The sequence below is a fragment of the Mitsuaria sp. WAJ17 genome (genome assembly GCF_014174515.1).
GTDB lineage: Bacteria > Pseudomonadota > Gammaproteobacteria > Burkholderiales > Burkholderiaceae_C > Roseateles_B.
The window spans coordinates 147,531-164,218 of sequence record NZ_JACJUG010000003.1 but is presented as its reverse complement, the minus strand read 5'-3'; the positions used below and the strand labels follow the sequence as shown (position 1 = coordinate 164,218).

The 16,688-nt window shown below is 69.7% G+C and carries 15 protein-coding genes; 4 read left to right on the top strand and 11 right to left on the bottom strand.

All coding sequences use genetic code 11. The annotated features are described in order from the left end of the window. Nucleotides 1–7: 7 nt before the first annotated feature. A complete protein-coding gene (locus tag H5407_RS03820) occupies nt 8–826 on the bottom strand; it encodes a DUF429 domain-containing protein (RefSeq protein ID WP_183103097.1) in 819 nt (272 codons plus the stop codon). 59 nt (nt 827–885) lie between these two features. Between H5407_RS03820 and H5407_RS03815 the strand changes: the two genes are divergently transcribed. Beyond that, a complete protein-coding gene (locus tag H5407_RS03815) occupies nt 886–2,385 on the top strand; it encodes a S10 family peptidase (protein WP_220800452.1) in 1,500 nt (499 codons plus the stop codon). A gap of 36 nt (nt 2,386–2,421) precedes the next feature. Here the strand turns inward: H5407_RS03815 and H5407_RS24625 are convergent, their stop codons facing one another. From H5407_RS24625 to hutC, 6 genes are all read right to left on the bottom strand, one after another. Beyond that, complete coding sequence (locus H5407_RS24625) at nt 2,422–3,978, bottom strand: methyl-accepting chemotaxis protein (RefSeq protein ID WP_183103096.1); 1,557 nt, start codon at nt 3,976–3,978, stop codon at nt 2,422–2,424. A gap of 83 nt (nt 3,979–4,061) precedes the next feature. Further along, nucleotides 4,062–5,447, bottom strand: a complete 1,386-nt coding sequence (locus H5407_RS03805) for a formimidoylglutamate deiminase (RefSeq protein ID WP_183103095.1) — start codon at nt 5,445–5,447, stop codon at nt 4,062–4,064. After that, a complete protein-coding gene (gene hutG, locus H5407_RS03800; protein ID WP_183103094.1) occupies nt 5,444–6,244 on the bottom strand; it encodes an N-formylglutamate deformylase in 801 nt (266 codons plus the stop codon). Before hutG ends, H5407_RS03805 begins: the two co-directional genes overlap by 4 nt. Nucleotides 6,245–6,265: 21 nt before the next feature. Then, nucleotides 6,266–7,489 (bottom strand): imidazolonepropionase, encoded by a 1,224-nt coding sequence (hutI, locus tag H5407_RS03795; RefSeq protein ID WP_183103093.1) that lies wholly within the window; start codon nt 7,487–7,489, stop codon nt 6,266–6,268. Continuing rightward, on the bottom strand, nt 7,486–8,043 hold the full coding sequence (locus tag H5407_RS03790) for a HutD family protein (protein ID WP_183103092.1): 558 nt from the start codon (nt 8,041–8,043) through the stop codon (nt 7,486–7,488). Before H5407_RS03790 ends, hutI begins: the two co-directional genes overlap by 4 nt. Beyond that, nucleotides 8,040–8,783 carry a histidine utilization repressor gene (gene hutC, locus H5407_RS03785; RefSeq protein WP_183103091.1) on the bottom strand — a complete coding sequence of 248 codons (744 nt, stop codon included), beginning with the start codon at nt 8,781–8,783 and terminating at the stop codon, nt 8,040–8,042. Before hutC ends, H5407_RS03790 begins: the two co-directional genes overlap by 4 nt. 104 nt (nt 8,784–8,887) lie before the next feature. Here hutC and hutU point away from each other — a divergent pair, with 104 nt between their 5' ends. The 3 genes from hutU to H5407_RS03770 all read left to right on the top strand — a co-directional run bounded on the left by hutU (nt 8,888) and on the right by H5407_RS03770 (nt 13,541). After that, nucleotides 8,888–10,564 (top strand): urocanate hydratase, encoded by a 1,677-nt coding sequence (gene hutU / locus H5407_RS03780; RefSeq protein ID WP_183103090.1) that lies wholly within the window; start codon nt 8,888–8,890, stop codon nt 10,562–10,564. Nucleotides 10,565–10,750: 186 nt separating this feature from the next. Further along, nucleotides 10,751–12,298 (top strand): histidine ammonia-lyase, encoded by a 1,548-nt coding sequence (gene hutH / locus H5407_RS03775; protein WP_183103089.1) that lies wholly within the window; start codon nt 10,751–10,753, stop codon nt 12,296–12,298. Between the two features lie 130 nt (nt 12,299–12,428). Beyond that, nucleotides 12,429–13,541 carry an ABC transporter substrate-binding protein gene (locus H5407_RS03770; RefSeq protein ID WP_255501050.1) on the top strand — a complete coding sequence of 371 codons (1,113 nt, stop codon included), beginning with the start codon at nt 12,429–12,431 and terminating at the stop codon, nt 13,539–13,541. A 21-nt stretch (nt 13,542–13,562) separates the two neighbouring features. Here H5407_RS03770 and clsB read toward each other — a convergent pair whose 3' ends face one another. From clsB to H5407_RS03750, 4 genes are read right to left on the bottom strand one after another with little or no spacing between them, the layout of a single operon-like run. Then, nucleotides 13,563–14,837 carry a cardiolipin synthase ClsB gene (clsB, locus tag H5407_RS03765; RefSeq protein WP_183103088.1) on the bottom strand — a complete coding sequence of 425 codons (1,275 nt, stop codon included), beginning with the start codon at nt 14,835–14,837 and terminating at the stop codon, nt 13,563–13,565. A 3-nt stretch (nt 14,838–14,840) separates the two neighbouring features. Beyond that, entirely contained in the window at nt 14,841–15,665 is an 825-nt protein-coding gene (locus tag H5407_RS03760; RefSeq protein ID WP_183103087.1) for an endonuclease/exonuclease/phosphatase family protein, read from the bottom strand. Further along, nucleotides 15,665–16,201 (bottom strand): dihydroneopterin triphosphate diphosphatase, encoded by a 537-nt coding sequence (gene nudB / locus H5407_RS03755; RefSeq protein WP_183103086.1) that lies wholly within the window; start codon nt 16,199–16,201, stop codon nt 15,665–15,667. Before nudB ends, H5407_RS03760 begins: the two co-directional genes overlap by 1 nt. Nucleotides 16,202–16,260: 59 nt before the next feature. After that, entirely contained in the window at nt 16,261–16,641 is a 381-nt protein-coding gene (locus H5407_RS03750) for a tautomerase family protein (protein WP_183103085.1), read from the bottom strand. Between the last annotated feature and the right edge of the window lie 47 nt (nt 16,642–16,688).

Here is a 16,688-nt window from a genome sequence, read left to right as displayed (position 1 = left end):
AGCCCGCTCAGGCACTGATGATCCAGCCCTCCACTGGGTCGATCAGCGCCGGCAATCCGTAGCCCGGCTGCTGGCTGGCCCAGGCAGCCTGCAGCAGGCACAGCGCGGCATCAAGGCTGTCGCCCGTGGCATCATCGACCAGGGCCTCGCGCTGCGCATGGCTCAGCTTCAGGCGCAGGCCCAGGCGGCTGCGGCCCTGCTCCAGAGCCTCGACCAGGTCCTTGCGGGCGATGAGGCGCTCGGGCGTCTGCCTGGCGAGGGCGTCGCTCTTGTAGGAGCGGCGCTGGATCAGCTCGCGCGCCAGCAGGCCTGGGTAGGCCTCCAGCGCCACGCGCTCGGGCCGGCCCTCGCAGAGCCCCGGCAGCGTGGCCTCGGCGGCGCGCAGCAGGGGCACGCCGGCATGCATCATCCAGGCCACCGGCGGGTTCACCCATTTCATGCTGGGCGAAGCCCCGGCCGGACCGTCGCAGGCCCGGTGCGCGAACTTGCTGCCCGTGGGGCGTGGTGCCATGAAGGCCTGGAACTGCTGGCGCAGCTGTGCCCGCGTCTGGGCACAGAAATGGTCCATCAGGGCCGGCCATTGGCGCGGCCAGCCCAGCGCATCGACCAGCTCGCGCGGCAGCCCAAAAGGCAGGTCGAAGCCACCCAGCCAGGCCGGCAGCCCGCACAGTCGCTCGCGCACCGCGTCCAGGGTGCTGAAGCGCTCCAGGGCCGCCAGGCGCACGACGGCGCCACGCCGTTCGCCCAGGGCCAGCACCACGGGTTTGCGGGTACCGGGGCTGGAGGAGAAGTCAAGCCCCAGCAAAGACGGGCTTTCAATTGTCATGGGGCTCGGCATGCTCGCGACTTTATCGACATTGCGCAGACAGCGTAGAGGGAGCGCGCATGCCCAGTACCACCCCCCCGCCTGCGGAAGGCCGCATGCAGCCTGCCACGGCGGATAGCCCCGAAGTGCTGGTCCAGACCCGGCACGAGATGATGCTGGCCGGGCGCCGGCTGGCCTACCAGGCCAGCGTCGGCTCCCTCACCCTGCGCGAGCAGGGCCGCAGCGACGAGCAGGACAAGGCCCAGGACGACAAGGCCCAGGCCCAGCTCTTCTACATCGCCTACACGCTGGACGGCTGCAGCGCCGGGCAGCGCCCCCTCACGTTCTGCTTCAATGGCGGCCCCGGCTCCAGCAGCGTCTGGCTGCACCTGGGCCTGCTGGGACCGCGTCGCGTCAGCTGCGATGACATGGGCCATTCCGGCCGACCTCCCTACGGCCTTTGCGACAACGAGGCCACCCTGCTGCTGGAGTCGGACCTGGTTTTCATCGACCCGGTGGGCACCGGCTTCTCGCGCATGAGCCCCGGTGAGAAGAGCAGTGAGTTCCACGACTACCAGCGCGACCAGGACGCCGTGGCCGAGTTCATACGCCTCTACCTCAGCCGCCATGGCCGCTGGGCCAGCCCCAAGTTCCTGATTGGCGAGAGCTACGGCACCACGCGCGCGGCCGGGCTGGCCCGCCTGCTGCAAGAGCGCCATGACATCGACCTCAACGGGCTGATGCTCGTCTCCACAGCCCTGGACTACCAGACCCTGTCCTTCGACCACGGCAACGAGCTGCCCTATGCCCTCTTCCTGCCCGCCTACACCGCGGCGGCCTGGTACCACCGGGCCCTGGCGCCCGCTCTGCAGCAGAAGCCGCTGCGGGAGGTGGTGGCCGAGGCCGAACGCTTCGCCCTGGGTGACTACTGGAACGCACTGATGCAGGGCAGCCGCCTGGGCGCGGCGCAGCGCGAGCGCGTGGCCACCGAGCTGGCGCGGCTGACCGGCCTGAGCCTCGCTTTCGTCCAGCGCTGCCAGCTCCGCGTCGAGGACGGGCGCTTCTTCAAGGAGCTGCTGCGCGAGCGGGGCCTGACCGTGGGCCGCATCGACGCCCGCTTCACCGGCCAGGACCGCGACGATGCCGGCGAGCATGCCGAGGAGGATCCCGGCATGAACAACCTCGCGGGCGCCTATGCCGTGGGCATCAACCGCCTGCTGCACGAGCAGCTGGGCTACCAGAGCGACGCGCCCTACCTCGTCCATGCGCCGCTGTACAAGAACTGGGGCTGGAAGGGCTTCGAGAACCGCTATGTAGCCGCCGGAGAGTCCCTGCGCCGCGCGCTGCAGGCCAATCCCGCCATGCAGGTCTATGTGGCCAGCGGCTACTACGATCTGGCCACGCCGCCCGCGGCAGGGGACTACAGCCTGTCCCACCTGGGCCTGCGCGAGGGCCTGCAGGCCAATGTGCGGGTCAGCTACTTCGAGGCCGGGCACATGATGTACATCGAGCGCCAAGGCCGCGAGCGCATGGCCGGTGAGCTGCGCGCCTTCGTGCGCGAGGCCGCAGGCAAGACCTGACCCCCGGCGCGACGCGCGCCGCGGCGGGCTGCGTCCTCAGGCCAGCTTGAAGACCGCCACCGTCTGCGCCAGTTCGTCGGCCTGATGCTGCAGGCTCTGTGCAGCGGCGGCCGACTGCTCCACCAGGGCGGCGTTCTGCTGGGTCATCTGGTCCAGCTGCGAGATGGCCGTGCCGATCTGGTTGATGCCGGTGCTTTGCTCAGAGGTGGCGTGGCTGATCTCGCTGACGATGTGGCTGACGCGCCCGATCGCCGCAGTGATCTCCTGCATGGTCTGCCCGGCATGCGCCACCAGGGCGGCACCGGACTCCACGCTCTCGGTGCTACTGGTGATCAGGCCCTTGATCTCCTTGGCGGCCTCGGCGCTGCGCTGGGCCAGGCTGCGCACCTCGGCGGCCACCACGGCAAAGCCTCGGCCCTGCTCGCCCGCCCGGGCGGCCTCGACCGCCGCGTTCAGGGCCAAGATATTGGTCTGAAAGGCGATGCCATCGATCACGGAGATGATGTCACTGATCTTGCGCGAGGACGCGCTGATGCGGTCCATGGTGGCGACCACCTCGCCCACCACCGTGCCGCCACGCTCGGCCACGGCCGAGGCCTCGCGGGCCAACTCATTGGCCTGGCGGGCGGAGTCAGCGTTGTGGCGCACGCTGGCCGTCAGCTCTTCCATGGCCGAGGCCGTCTCCTCCAGGTTGGACGCCGCCTGCTCGGTGCGATGGCTGAGGTCATGGCTTCCCGCCGCCACTTCCTTGGAGGCCGTGGCGATGCTGTCCGTCGCGCTGCGCACGCCCGTGACGACGTCGCGGATGGCGTCCTGCATGCCCTGCACCCCCTGCATCACTTGGGCGGTCTCGTCGGCCCCATGGACGCTGATAGGCTGGCTGAGATCCTGGCGGGCGATGCGTTCCGTGGTGTCCACCGCCAGGCTCAGGGGCGCCAGGATGGAGCGGATGTTGAACAGGGTGTAGGTGCCGATCACCAGGATGCTCACCAGCATCACGCCGACGAGCGCGATGCGGATCTGCCTTTCCTCGCTGTCCAGGCGGGCCACCTCGTCCTCGCCGTGCTGGTCCACCAGCTTGGTCATCTCGGCCAGATGCTTGTCCAGGGCCCGCACCGGCGCCTTGATGGGTTCGGTCGCGCGGTTGGCCGTGGCGGTGTCGGGGAACTCGCCCTTCCGGATGCGCTCGATGATGCCGCCGAAGCCCGTGCGGTACTCGGCCAGAGGCTGGCGCATCTCCGCAGGCATCTTCTTCACGGCGGGCGCGATGTCCAGGCGCTCGATGGCGTCCAGGCCCTTGTTGACCTTGCCGAAAGTCTCCTCCCATTCGCCGCGGTACTTGGCGACGGCCTTCTCATCGACGAGATTGATCATCAGGTCCTTCTCGTAGCGCCGCAGGTTGCCGATGCCGGCGCGTACGCCAGCCAGCTGGGTCAAGGTCTCGACGTCATTGCCGACGTAGTGCTTGAACTGGGTCTTGGCACGCGAGAGGCTCCACAGCCCGTTCCCGCCTATCACCAGCATGGCCATCATGGCCAGGACCGCAAGCACATAAAGCCGTGTGCGAATCGTGTAGTTCCGGAGCGCAAGCATGGAATCCCCTTTGCATGGCCATGGGCACGCAAAGGGTAGCTTTCAGGCTCCCGGCTTACAAGCACCCAGGCGTGAATGCGGGGTCATGTCTTGCGCCAAAGTGCCTCCATTGCAACAGCGAAGCGGCCGCTGATCTCCGCCTGGCGCTCGTGGCGCCCCTGCTGCAGGCGCTGCCGGCCTGCCACATGGACCGACTGCAGCACCTCCCCCTGGCTGGCGAAGACCAGGCCGTCCAGCGTCGCCGACGAGGGCAGGCCCAGCAGGCCTGAGGCAGCCGGGTCCAGCACCAGGAAGTCGGCGCGTGCGCCGACCTCCAGGCCCCATTGCCTGAAGCCGGCCGGCGCAGCACTGCCCTGGCGCACGGCCTCGAACAGGCGCCCGGCCGTCGAGGGCTGAACGCCGGGGCGCGCCGCCACATTGCGCTGCTGCAGGCCCAGGCGCTGGCCGTACTCCAGCCAGCGCAGTTCCTCCACCCAGCCGCGGCCCACATGGCTGTCCGAGCCCAGGCTCAGCGCCACGCCGGCTTCCAGCCAGCCCCGCAGATCGCAGAGCCCGTCGCCAAGGTTGGCCTCTGTCGTGGGGCAGATCACGGCGCCGGCGCCGCTGGCGGCCACGGCGGCGATCTCCTCGGGCGTGCTGTGCGTGGCATGCACCAGCTGCCAGCGCTCATCGGGCCGGAAGTCCTCGCAGAGATAGGCCATGGGGCGCCGCCCGGTGACCGCCAGGCAGTCGCGCACCTCGGCCTGTTGCTCGCTGATATGGATGTGGATGGGCAGGTCCCTGTCCCCCACCAGGGCCTGCAGGGCGCGAATGTCCTGGGCATGCGCCGCGCGCAGCGAGTGCAGGGCCACGCCGGCGTTGAGCAAGGGCCGGCCGGCGGCGTTGAGACGCTGGCTCGCCTGCCAGACCCAGGCGGCATCGGTCCGGAAGCGGCGCTGGTCCACGCGCAGCGCGGGCTGGGCGAAGCCGGCGTGGGCGTAGAGCACCGGCAGCATCGTCAGGCCCAGGCCGGCGTCCTCGGCCGCATCGGCCAAGGCCCAGCTCATGGCCAGCTCATCGGGGTAGGCGCTGCCGTCGTCCTGGTGATGCAGGTAGTGGAACTCGCAGACCTGGGTGTAGCCACCGCGCAGCAGCTCCAGGTAGAGCTGGGCCGCGATGGCCTGGAGCTGAGCAGGCGTGGTGCGCAGGGCCACGCCGTACATGCGATCGCGCCAGGACCAGAAGTCGTCGCTGTCGCTGTCGCGCTGCTCGGCCAGGCCGGCGAAGGCACGCTGGAAGGCATGGCTGTGGGCATCGACCAGGCTGGGCAGCACAGGCCCCTGCAGGCGCTGCGCATCCGGAGGGCAGGCTTGGCCGGCCTCGACGGCGGCCCAGTGGCCACGGGCGTCGATGCTCAGCAGCACATCAGCCTGCCAGCGGCCTTCGACCCAGGCCTGGGGCGCGAAATAGCGTTGGCTGACCGTGCTCATGCGGCGGGCTTCCATTGCAGATACGTGGACAGCAGCGCACGCAGCAGCGGCTGCACGCGGGCGGCCAGGGCCGGCTCGTAGGCGTAGGGCGGGGTCTCGCTCATGTAGCAGCACTGGCACATCTCCAGCTGCACCGCATGCCAGCCATTGGCCGGCTGGCCATAGTGGCGGGTGATGAAGCCTCCCTTGAAGCGGCCGTTGACCACCTGGGTGTAGTCCTGCTGCGCTGCCTGCACGGCGCCCAGGCTCTGCGTGATCGCAGGATCACAGCTCTTGCCATCGGCCGTGCCCAGATTGAGGTCGGGCAGCTTGCCCTCGAAAAGCCAGGGCAGTTCGGAGCGGATGCTGTGGGCGTCGAAAAGCAGGGCGTGGCCGTGGAGACTCTTGACCCGGTTCATCTCGGCCGTCAGCGCGCGGTGGTAGGGCAGCCAGTACAGCTGGCGGCGGCGGTCCTTCTCGGCTTCGTCGGGAGCCTGCCCGTCCTGGTAGAGCGGTTCGCCGGTGAAGAAGCGCGTGGGGCACAGCTCGGTGTTGGAGGCGCCGGGGTACATGGGCGTGTCCTCGGGCGGGCGGTTCAGGTCGATCAGGTAGCGCGAGTAGCGCGGCACGATGAGGCTGGCGCCCAGTTCCTCGGCGATGGCACCGTAGAGCTGCTCCAGGTGCCAGTCGGTGTCCTCGCTGGCCAGGGCCCGCGGCACGTAGCGGGGCTGCTGGTCTTCGGGTATCTCGTGGCCCACGTGGGGCATGGAGATGATCAGGGGCGTGCGGCCTTGCCGCAGTCGGAAGGGTGCAGTCATGGAGGGCTCTTCTGGAGGGGTTCAGGCGCGCAGCACGCCGCCGCGCACCACAAGGCGTAGCGGGTTGCGGCCGAAGAAGTAGGACAGCTCGTTGGGATGGTCGATGTCCCACAGGCAGAAGTCGGCGCGCTGGCCGGCCCGCAGCTGGCCGCGGTCCCGCAGTCCCAGTGCGCGGGCCGCGTTCACGGTGACGCCGCGCAGCGCCTCCTCCGGCGTGAGGCGGAACTGCGTGCAGGCCATGTTGAGCATCAGCAGCAGCGAGAGCGTGGGCGAGGTGCCGGGGTTGTGGTCGGTGGACACGGCCATGGGCACGCCCGCCTCGCGCAGCGCGGCGATGGGCGGCAGCTTGGTTTCACGCAGGAAGTAGTAGGCGCCAGGCAGCAGCACGGCCACGGTGCCACTGGCCTTCATGGCGGCAATGCCAGCCTCGGACAGATGCTCCAGGTGGTCGCAGGAGAGTGCGCCGAACTCACAGGCCAGTTGGGTACCGCCTTGATCGGAGAGCTGCTCGGCATGCAGCTTCACCGGCAGGCCCAGGGCCCGGGCTGTCTCGAAGACGCGGCGGGTCTGGGCGCTCGTGAAGCCGATGCCCTCGCAGAAGGCGTCCACCGCATCGACCAGGCCCTCTCGCTTGAGCTTGGGCATCCACTGGCAGACGGCATCGATGTAGTCGTCCGCCCTCCCCTGAAACTCCGCCGGCAGCGCGTGAGCGCCGAGGTAGGTGGTACGCACGTCCAGGCCCAGCTCGGCCAGGCGGCGCGCCACGCGCAGCATCTTGGCTTCCGATGCCTGCGAGAGGCCATAGCCAGACTTCACTTCCAGCGTGGTCACGCCTTCGGTCATCAGCGCCAGGGCGCGGTGCGCGGCCTGGGCATAGAGCTGGTGCTCGCTGGCCTCGCGCGTTGCCGCGACCGAGGAGCGGATGCCTCCGCCGGCCCGTGCGATCTCCTCGTAGCTCGCCCCCTTGAGCCGCAGCTCGAACTCATGCGCCCGCTGGCCGCCATAGACCAGGTGAGTGTGGCAGTCGATCAGGCCCGGCGTGACGACGGCGCCGGCCATGTCGTGGACCTGGTCCGCCGTGCCGGCGAGGTCGTCCGGCAGATCGGCACGGGCGCCGACCCACAGCAGGCGGCCGTCCTGGGACAGCATCGCGCCGTCCTCAATCCAGCCCCAGTCACCGGCCGGTCCCGCCTCGTCGGACATCGTGGCCAGGCGGCCCTGGGTCCACAGTGTGGTCTTGCTCATGCCTCGTCGCTCCATTGCATCCACCAGGCCTGGCCCTCGCCAGACCGCCCACCCTTGAACACGCAGCGCTGCGCCACCGGCGACTCGCACCAGGCCAGGCTCATGGGACGCAGCGCCATCGCGCGGCCGCCGTGCTCCAGCACGCCCCCGTGGCCGGTGAACATGCCGACCCAGTGCCCGACGGGCTCGAGGGCCTCGCTGGCTGGGGTCACGCTCATGCGCCCCCGGCCTCTGCGGTGCATGAGGTTGAAGTCCCGGGTGAGGCCGCCCAGCAGGGTGCAGTCCGGCCCCAGGGCACCATCGAAATGCAGCAGCTCGTCGCCCGGGCGAAGCTCGTAGTCGTAGAGGCAGACGCCCTCGCCACGCAGCACCGCGAACCAGCGGTCCACGCCCTCGAAGGTCGAGAAGGGGCCGTCGGCCTCGATGTCGGCCACGCTGAGGCGCAGGATCCAGTCCGCCGCATGGGGCCAGGCCAGCAGCTCTCGGGTCCAGCCGCCGTTGTTCTTCCAGCGCTGAGGGTTGACGTCGTCGGCGCAGAGGATGCTCCAGCTCATGTCTCGAACCTTCCTTGAAGCAGGTAGCGCGAGCCCGGATGGGTCAGGCGCACATGGGTGACGGGCTGGCCGCGACTGAAGGTGAGGCGCTTCAGCACCAGGCAGGGATCGCGGCGGCTGATGCCCAGCAGTTTGGCCTCCTGCTCGCCAGGCAGCAAGGACTCGATGGTGTAGCGCGCCTCGGACAGCGGTGCCGCTTCCAGCAGGTAGTTCGTGGGCGTGGTCCGGGTGAAATCGACATCCAGGTAGCCCGGCGCGGAGCCTGGGTTCACCAGCCGGTCCTCGACCTGGATGGGCACGCCGTTCTCAAAGTGCACGATGAGGCTGTGGAACAGCGCCGCACCGGCCTTGAGGCCAAACAGCGCGGCCTGCACCTCGTCGGCCTTGATGCGCGAGAGGCTCACCACGCGAGCCTCGTGACGGTGGCCGCGCTCGGCGATCTCGTCATGCACGTCGCGCACGGTCAGCGTGGACGAGATGCGATGGATCTGCGCCACGAAGCTGCCCACGCCCTGCACCCGCTCCACCAGGCCTTCCTGGTGCAGCTCGCGCAGCGCGCGGTTGACGGTCATGCGGGAGAGGCCGAACTGCCCGGAGAGCTCGGCCTCCGAGGGCAGCAGGTCACCCGGCACCCAGCGGCCGCTGGCGATGCCCTCGCGCAGGTGGTTCTTTACCTTGAGGTACTGCGGCCCGGGAGCTGCGGAGGAGGAAACAGCAGTGGAAACAGTAGGACCAGCCATGGCTCGAATGGTAGTTGACTTTACTTGTATAGACAACTAGAGTCCGGTTCATTCCAGACCCGGCCACCCCGGTGCCGGCCCCGACTCAACGAAGGAGACACCCCATGTCCGCACAAGCCCGTGTCGTGCGTGCCCCCACCGGCACCACCCTGCATTGCAAGAGCTGGCTCACCGAGGCCGCCTACCGCATGATCCAGAACAACCTGGACCCGGTCGTGGCCGAGAACCCGGCCGAGCTGGTGGTCTATGGCGGCATCGGCAAAGCCGCGCGCAACTGGGAGTGCTTCGACGCCATCCTGGCCACGCTCAAGGACCTCAACGAAGACGAGACCCTGCTGGTGCAGTCCGGCAAGCCGGTGGGCGTGTTCAAGACGCATGCCGACGCCCCGCGCGTGCTGATCGCCAACTCCAACCTCGTGCCGCACTGGGCCACCTGGGAGCACTTCAACGAACTGGACCGCAAGGGCCTGATGATGTACGGCCAGATGACGGCCGGCAGCTGGATCTACATCGGCACGCAAGGCATCGTGCAGGGCACCTACGAGACCTTCGCGGAGGCCGGGCGCCAGCACTACGGCGGCTCGCTGGAAGGCCGCTGGGTGCTCACCGCCGGCCTGGGCGGCATGGGCGGCGCACAGCCCCTTGCCGCGACCTTCGCCGGCGCGGTGTCGCTGAACATCGAGTGCCAGCAATCGCGCATCGACTTCCGCCTGAAGACCCGCTACGTCGATGAGCAGGCCCGGGACCTGGATGACGCCCTCGCCCGCATCGCCAAGTACACGGCCGAGAAGAAGGCCATCTCCATCGCCCTGCTGGGCAATGCCGCCGAGATCCTGCCCGAGCTCGTGAAGCGCGTGAAGGCCGGCAGCGCCATCAAGCCCGACCTGGTGACGGACCAGACCTCGGCCCACGACCTCATCAACGGCTACCTGCCCGCCGGCTGGAGCGTCGAGCAATGGAAGGCCGCCGCGGCCGACCCGGCCCAGCACGCCGATCTGAAGGCCGCCGCCGCCCGCGGCTGCGCCGTGCATGTGCAGGCCATGCTGGACTTCCAATCGATGGGCGTGCCCACCGTGGATTACGGCAACAACATCCGCCAGGTGGCCCTGGACCAGGGCGTGAAGAACGCCTTCGACTTCCCAGGCTTCGTGCCGGCCTATGTACGCCCGCAGTTCTGCGAGGGCCGCGGCCCCTTCCGCTGGGTGGCGCTCTCCGGTGATCCGGAAGACATCGCCAAGACCGATGCCAAGATCAAGGAACTCTTCCCCGACGAAGCCCGCGTGCACCGCTGGCTGGACATGGCCGCCGAGCGCATCGCCTTCCAGGGCCTGCCGGCGCGCATCTGCTGGCTGGGCCTGGGTCAGCGCCACATCGCCGGCCTGGCCTTCAACGAGATGGTCCGCAAGGGCGAGCTGAAGGCGCCCATCGTCATCGGCCGTGACCACCTGGACAGCGGCTCCGTGGCCAGCCCCAACCGCGAGACCGAGTCGATGATGGACGGCTCGGACGCCGTCTCCGACTGGCCCCTGCTCAACGCCCTGCTCAACACCGCCGGCGGTGCGACCTGGGTCTCCCTGCACCACGGCGGCGGCGTGGGCATGGGTTTCTCCCAGCACAGCGGCGTGGTCATCGTCTGCGACGGCACGGAAGCCGCCGACAAGCGCCTGGCCCGCGTGCTCTACAACGACCCGGGCACCGGCGTGATGCGTCATGCCGATGCGGGCTACGAGATCGCGAAGAAGGCCGCCAAGGAACGCGGCCTGCACATGCCCATGCTGTAACACCCGCCCCCTACGTGCTTCGAGGTCCAGCCGACCGCGTCAGGCCTAAGGCCTGACTCCTCGGCAGGCACAAATGGCATGCCATTTGTGTCCAGCCTCTGCCCCCTTCGAGGGGGCGAGCCCGCAGGCCCGGCAAAGCCGGATCCGCGGGCTCTACTCGGACAACAGCCCCATCCAGGTACTGAAATGACCACTCTCGAATTGACCCCCGGCCAGCTGACGCTGGATCAGCTGCGCCAGATCCGCAAGGGCGGCGTGCGCATCGCCCTGCACGCCTCGGCCCGCGAGACCATCCGCCGCTCGGCCGCCATCGTGCAGGCCCATGCGGCAGGCGATGACGCCGTCTATGGCGTCAACACCGGCTTCGGCAAGCTGGCCTCCACGCGCATCAGCAAGGACGATCTCGCCACCCTGCAGTTCAACCTGATCCGCTCGCATTGCGTGGGCGTGGGCGCGCCGCTGGCGCCCAGCGTCGTGCGCCTGATGCTGGCCACCAAGGCCGCCTCGCTGGCACGCGGCTTCTCGGGCGTGCGCGAGGAGGTCGTGCAGAGCCTGCTCGACGTCTTCAACGCCGGCCTGGTGCCCTATGTGCCCTGCCAGGGCTCGGTGGGCGCCTCGGGCGACCTGGCCCCGCTGTCGCACATGACGCTGGCCCTGCTGGGCGAAGGCGAGATGCTGGTGGACGGTGAGCGCCGACCGGCCCGCGACGCCCTGGCCGCCGCCGGCCTGCAACCGCTCGTGCTCCAGGCCAAGGAAGGCCTGGCCCTGATCAACGGCACCCAGACCTCCACCGCCCTGGCCCTGGAAGGCCTGCTGCGCTTCGAGATGGTCTACGCCGCCGCCATCGTGGCAGGCAGCCTGAGCCTGGACGCCGCCCGCGGCAGCGACGGCCCCTTCGACCCGCGCATCCACGAGGTGCGCGGCCAGCCCGGCCAGATCGAGTCCGCCCGGGCCTACCGCCAGTTGCTGGCCGGCAGCGCCATCCGCGCCTCCCACAAGGAGGGGGACGAGCGCGTGCAGGACCCGTACTGCCTGCGCTGCCAGCCTCAGGTCATGGGCGCTTGCCTGGACCAGTCCCGCTATGTGCGTGACGTGCTGCTGCGCGAGGCCAATGCCGTCACCGACAACCCGCTGGTCTTCGCCCAGGAAGATGGCAGCAGCTATATGGTCTCCGGCGGCAACTTCCACGCCGAGCCCGTGGCCCTGGCCGCCGACGCCCTGGCCTGCGCCATCGCCGAGGTGGGGGCCATCGCCGAGCGCCGCATCGCCATGCTGATCGATGCCGGCGTCTCGCGCCTGCCGCCCTTCCTGACGGCCAACGCCGGCCTGAACTCGGGCTTCATGATCGCCCACGTGACCGCCGCCGCCCTGGCCAGCGAGAACAAGAGCCTGGCCCACCCCGCCAGCGTGGACTCGCTGCCCACCAGCGCCAACCAGGAAGACCACGTCTCCATGGCCACCTTCGGCGCCCGCCGCCTGGGCCAGATGCTGGACAACACCGCCCACATCATCGGCATCGAGCTGCTTGCCGCTGCCCAGGGCATCGAGTTCCTGCGCCCGCTGAAGAGCTCGGATGCCCTGGAGAAGGCCCACGCCCTGGTCCGCCGCGACTGCCGCGCCATGCCCACCGACCACTACCTGGCGCCGGACATCGAGCGCGCCTTCGCCCTGGTCGAAGGCGGCGAGCTGGCGGCGCTGACCGGCGAGGTCGGGCAGTTGCGCGTCCTGTCCTGAGTCGGTCGCAAGGCGACTCAGGCCCCGCCCCCCGTACCTGAGGGGGGCGGGGCCTATTTCGTGAAGTGAGGCGCACTGACGAAGGCTCCGTTTGCAACTTGATGGGGCTCAAAGCGACAGGGGACGGAAAATGCGGGTCAACCCTGACCCCGATGCCATGCGCGCCCTGTTCGTCCTGTTCGTCTGCAGCCTGTTGACGCTGGCTGCCCAAGCCCAGCGAGTCGTCTTCATCAATCCCGGCCAGCATGACGAGACCTACTGGGTGACGGCGGGCGAGGCCATGCAGCAGGCGGCACGCAGCCTGGGGCAGTCCTTCGAGCAACAGTTCGCCGAACGCGATCCCGAGCGGGCCCTGCAGATCGCACGGGAGCTGGCCGCGCGCCCCGCCGCCCGACGGCCAGACTATGTGGTGCTGGTCAACGAGAAGGGCACGCTGGTGGAGGCCTCGCGCATCCTGGCCAGCGCCGGCATCAAGAGCTTTGCCGCCTTCAACGGTCTGCTGCCCCAGGAGCGCCTGGCGTGGTCGCCACGCCAAGGCCTGCCCCTGCTGATCGGCAGCCTTGAGCCGCGGGCCGAGGACGCCGGCTACCTCACCGCCCGCGCCCTGATCATGCAGGGACGCCGGATGCGCCTGCAGGCCGCGGACGGCAAGCTGCACCTGCTGGCGATCTCGGGCGACCGCTCCACACCCGTCTCCATCGCCCGCACCGAGGGCATGCGCCGCGCGGTGGCGGAGCAGCCCGACGTGGTGCTGGACCGCGTGGCCTTCGGCGACTGGCGCAAGGACCTCGCCGCCGAGCAGGCCAGCGAGATGCTGGCGGCCTACCCGGAAGCCCGCCTGCTGTGGGCAGGCTCGGATCAGATGGCCTTCGGCGCCATGCAGGTGGCCCGCACCCGCCAACTGGAGCCGGGCCGGCAGATGCTGTTCTCGGCCATCAACACATCGCCCGAGGCCATGCAGGCCCGCATCAGCGGCGAGCTGAGCGCACTGGCCGGCGGGCACTTCCTGTGCGGCGCCTGGTCCCTGGTGATGATCCATGACCACCACCACGGCCGGGACTTCAAGGACCTGGGGCTGATGCAGCAGCAGGGCATGTTCACCCTGTTCAGCGAGCAGGACGCCCGGCGCTTCCTCGTGCGCCATGGCAAGGGTCTGAACGGGCTGGACTTCCGCCGCTACAGCCGGGTGCTCAATCCGTCCCTGGCCCGCTATGCCTTCGACGCCCAGGTGCTGCTGCGCTGAGGGCTGCACGGCACGGCAGCGTCAATAGCGGCCGGTCGCGCCCGCCACGCGCAGATAGACATAGGCCGCCCAGGCCACCAGACCTCGGCGCAACACGGCGCGAAGGCCGGTGCCCACGGCGCGCTCGTCGGCAATGCACACGGAGCCGGCCAGCGCCGCCTCGAAGGCTGCCGCCACCTCGCCCGCCACGTTCTCGTCCTCCACGACCACATTCGATTCGAGATTCAGCAGCAGGGACAGCGGGTCGATGTTGGAGCTGCCCACGGTGGCCCAGCGGCCGTCCACCACCGCCACCTTGGCGTGCAGGAAGGCCTGGGTGTATTCGTAGATGCCGATTCCGCGGCTGAGCAGCTCGGCATACAGCGCATGGGCGGCCATGGCGGCGATGCGGTAGTCCACCTTGCCCTGCAGCAGCAGGCGCACCCGCACGCCGCGCCGGGCGGCGCCCAGCAGCGCGCGGCGAAAGGCCCGGCCCGGATAGAAGTAGGGCGTGACCAGGTCCACGCTGTGCTGCGCGCCGCGGATGGCCTCGATGTAGGCCCGCTCGATGGTGCGGCGCTGGCGCAGGTTGTCCCGCAGCACGAAGGCCGCGCAGACGGGGGGCAGCGCATGACCCGTGTCCGCCTCGTCGCGGCCCGGCATGCGCAAGCGGCGGAACAGGCGGCGCATGCGCTGCAGCGGCTCGGGACTGCGCACCAGCGCCAGCAGCTCCTCGCCGAAATCGCGGCCCAGCCAGGCGCGGGTCCAGACTGCGCGCGCCGCCTGCTGCACCGGCTCGACCACGGGGCCGCGCAGGCCCAGGGCGAAGTCCAGGCGCGGGGCATCGAGCGCGCCGTGGTTCAGGTCCATCCGGTCGCCAATGATGTTGATGCCGCCCACAAAGGCTTGCTCACCATCCACCACGCAGAGCTTCTGGTGCAAGCGGCGCAGCTGCCCCGGCTGCAGCCAGCGCCACCAGCGGTCCATGGGCCGGAAGACGGCCAAGGCCACGCCGCTGCCGGCCAGTTGCTGCGTCAGCCAGTCCAGGCTCGCCTTGGAGCCAAAGCCGTCCACGACCACCCGCACGCGCACGCCGCGCGCCGATGCGGCCCGCAGCGCGGCCACCAGGGAGGCACCGGCCGCGTCGTGGTGAAAGATGTAGGTGGCCAGCCAGACCTCATGCCGCGCATGGGCGATCGCGGCCTCCTGCGCAGGGAAGAGCTCGTCGCCGCCGCGCAGCAGGCGCACCTCGTTGCCGCCGCTGAACTGCGGCCGGGACACGGCATGCCAGCTCAGCTGGTGCCCGAGCTCAGTCATGGCTCAGGCCAGCTCCAGCTCCGCCAGCAGGGGCAGATGGTCCGACATGCGGGCCCAGCTGCTGCCGCGCGGCACTTTGAGCCGGTGGCATTGCAGGCCCCGGGTGTAGATGCGGTCCAGCGCGAACACCGGCACCCGCGAGGGGAAGGTGGCCGGGCGGGCACGGCCCGTCGGGTCCTCGGCGCGGAACAGGCCGCAGTCGCGCATGGCCGGATCCAGGCGCTCGCCCCAATCGTTGAAATCACCCGCCACGATGAGCCGAGCGCCGGCCGGCACATGGGCATCGATGAACTCGGCCAGGCGCTGCACCTGGCGCACGCGGCTGCTGTGCATGAGGCCCAGGTGCGCCACCACCGCATGCAGCTCCTGCCCCTGCCAGCGCACGGGCACGTGCAGCAGGCCTCGCTGTTCGAAACGGTGATCGGAGACGTCGTGGTGGCCGATGTCCCCCAGCGGAAAGCGCGACAGCAGCGCATTGCCGTGCTCACCATGCTTGGTCACCGCATTGGTGCGGTAGGCCACCTGGTAGCCGTCCGGCGCCAGGAAGTCGGCCTGCCCTTCCTCGGGCCAGCCGAAGAAGCTGTGGTCGAACTGCCGTGCCTCGCGGTGGTGGAAATGCCGCACCTCCTGCAGAAAGACCAGATCGGCCTCCAGGGCCTGGACGCCCAGGCCCAGGTTGTGGATCTCCAGGCGCTTGGTGGGCCCCAGGCCGCGCACGCCCTTGTGGATGTTGTAGGTGGCGACCTTGAGCCGGGCCGGGTGATCGACGGTGCGGGTCGAGGGCGGCTCGGGAGCGAAGCTGGAATGGCGGAAGGCACCGGTGCGCATCAGCGAGCCTCCCCCACGGCGGCAGCGCCGCTGAAGCGGGCCAGGTGAAGGATGGCCTCGGCATTGGAGGGCGAGAAGCAGAGATCGGCCGCGTCGCGCCAGGGCAGCCAGCGGTACTGCAGGTGCTCGCGCGGGGCCAGGGTCACCGGCGTGCCGGCCGGCACGCGGAGGCCGAAGACATGCTCGGTGTTCTTCGTCACCCCGGGCGCATAGCGGTGCCGCCAGACGGGGTAGATCTCGTAAACATTGGCCAACGCCCAGTCCTGCAGGGCCCCGAGCGGCACCTCGGCGCTGCCGATGCAGATACCCGTCTCCTCCTGGACCTCGCGGCAGGCGGTGTCCGGCAGGGCTTCGTCCAGGCTGTCCTTGGAGCCGGTCACGCACTGCCAGAAGCCGGGGCGGTCCGCGCGTTCCAGCATCAGCACCTGCAGCTCGGGCGTGTGAATGATGACCAGCACGGACTCCGGGATCTTGTAGGGACGCTCGATCGCCGGGACCGTGGCGGGCGCAGGATGGACAGCGGGGCTGGCGGACATGCGTGGAAGCATAGCCCAGGCCCGGCGGCACTGTCCCGCACGAGGGCGTCAAGGCCCGTTCAGGTGTGCAGCAATCGACCCCCTGCGAAGGACCAGTTCTCCCACTGTGTCTCCTTGATGACCAGCATCAGCTGCTCGGGGTCCAGGCCGGCCGCCTCCCACAGCCGGACCAGCTCGGCCAGCAGTTGGCGCTTGACCTTGACGCTGCGCCCCACGGACCACAGCAGCTCGACCAGCACGAAGTCGGGGCCGCGCGGGCGGGCGGTATCGGGGTAGTGGGCGTCGAAGACGAAGTCCTCGGGCGAGAGCTCCAGCACGCGCTGGAAGCGGTCCGCCTCGGGCACCCCGACCGAGACCAGCGCGGCATGGACGGCATCTAGCACCTTGCGCTTGAACTCGGGGGACTTGGGCGCCTGGACGGTGATGGTGACCAGTGGCATGACATCCTCCCCGGACCCGGCACAGGGGCCCGCGCAGCCATTGTGGG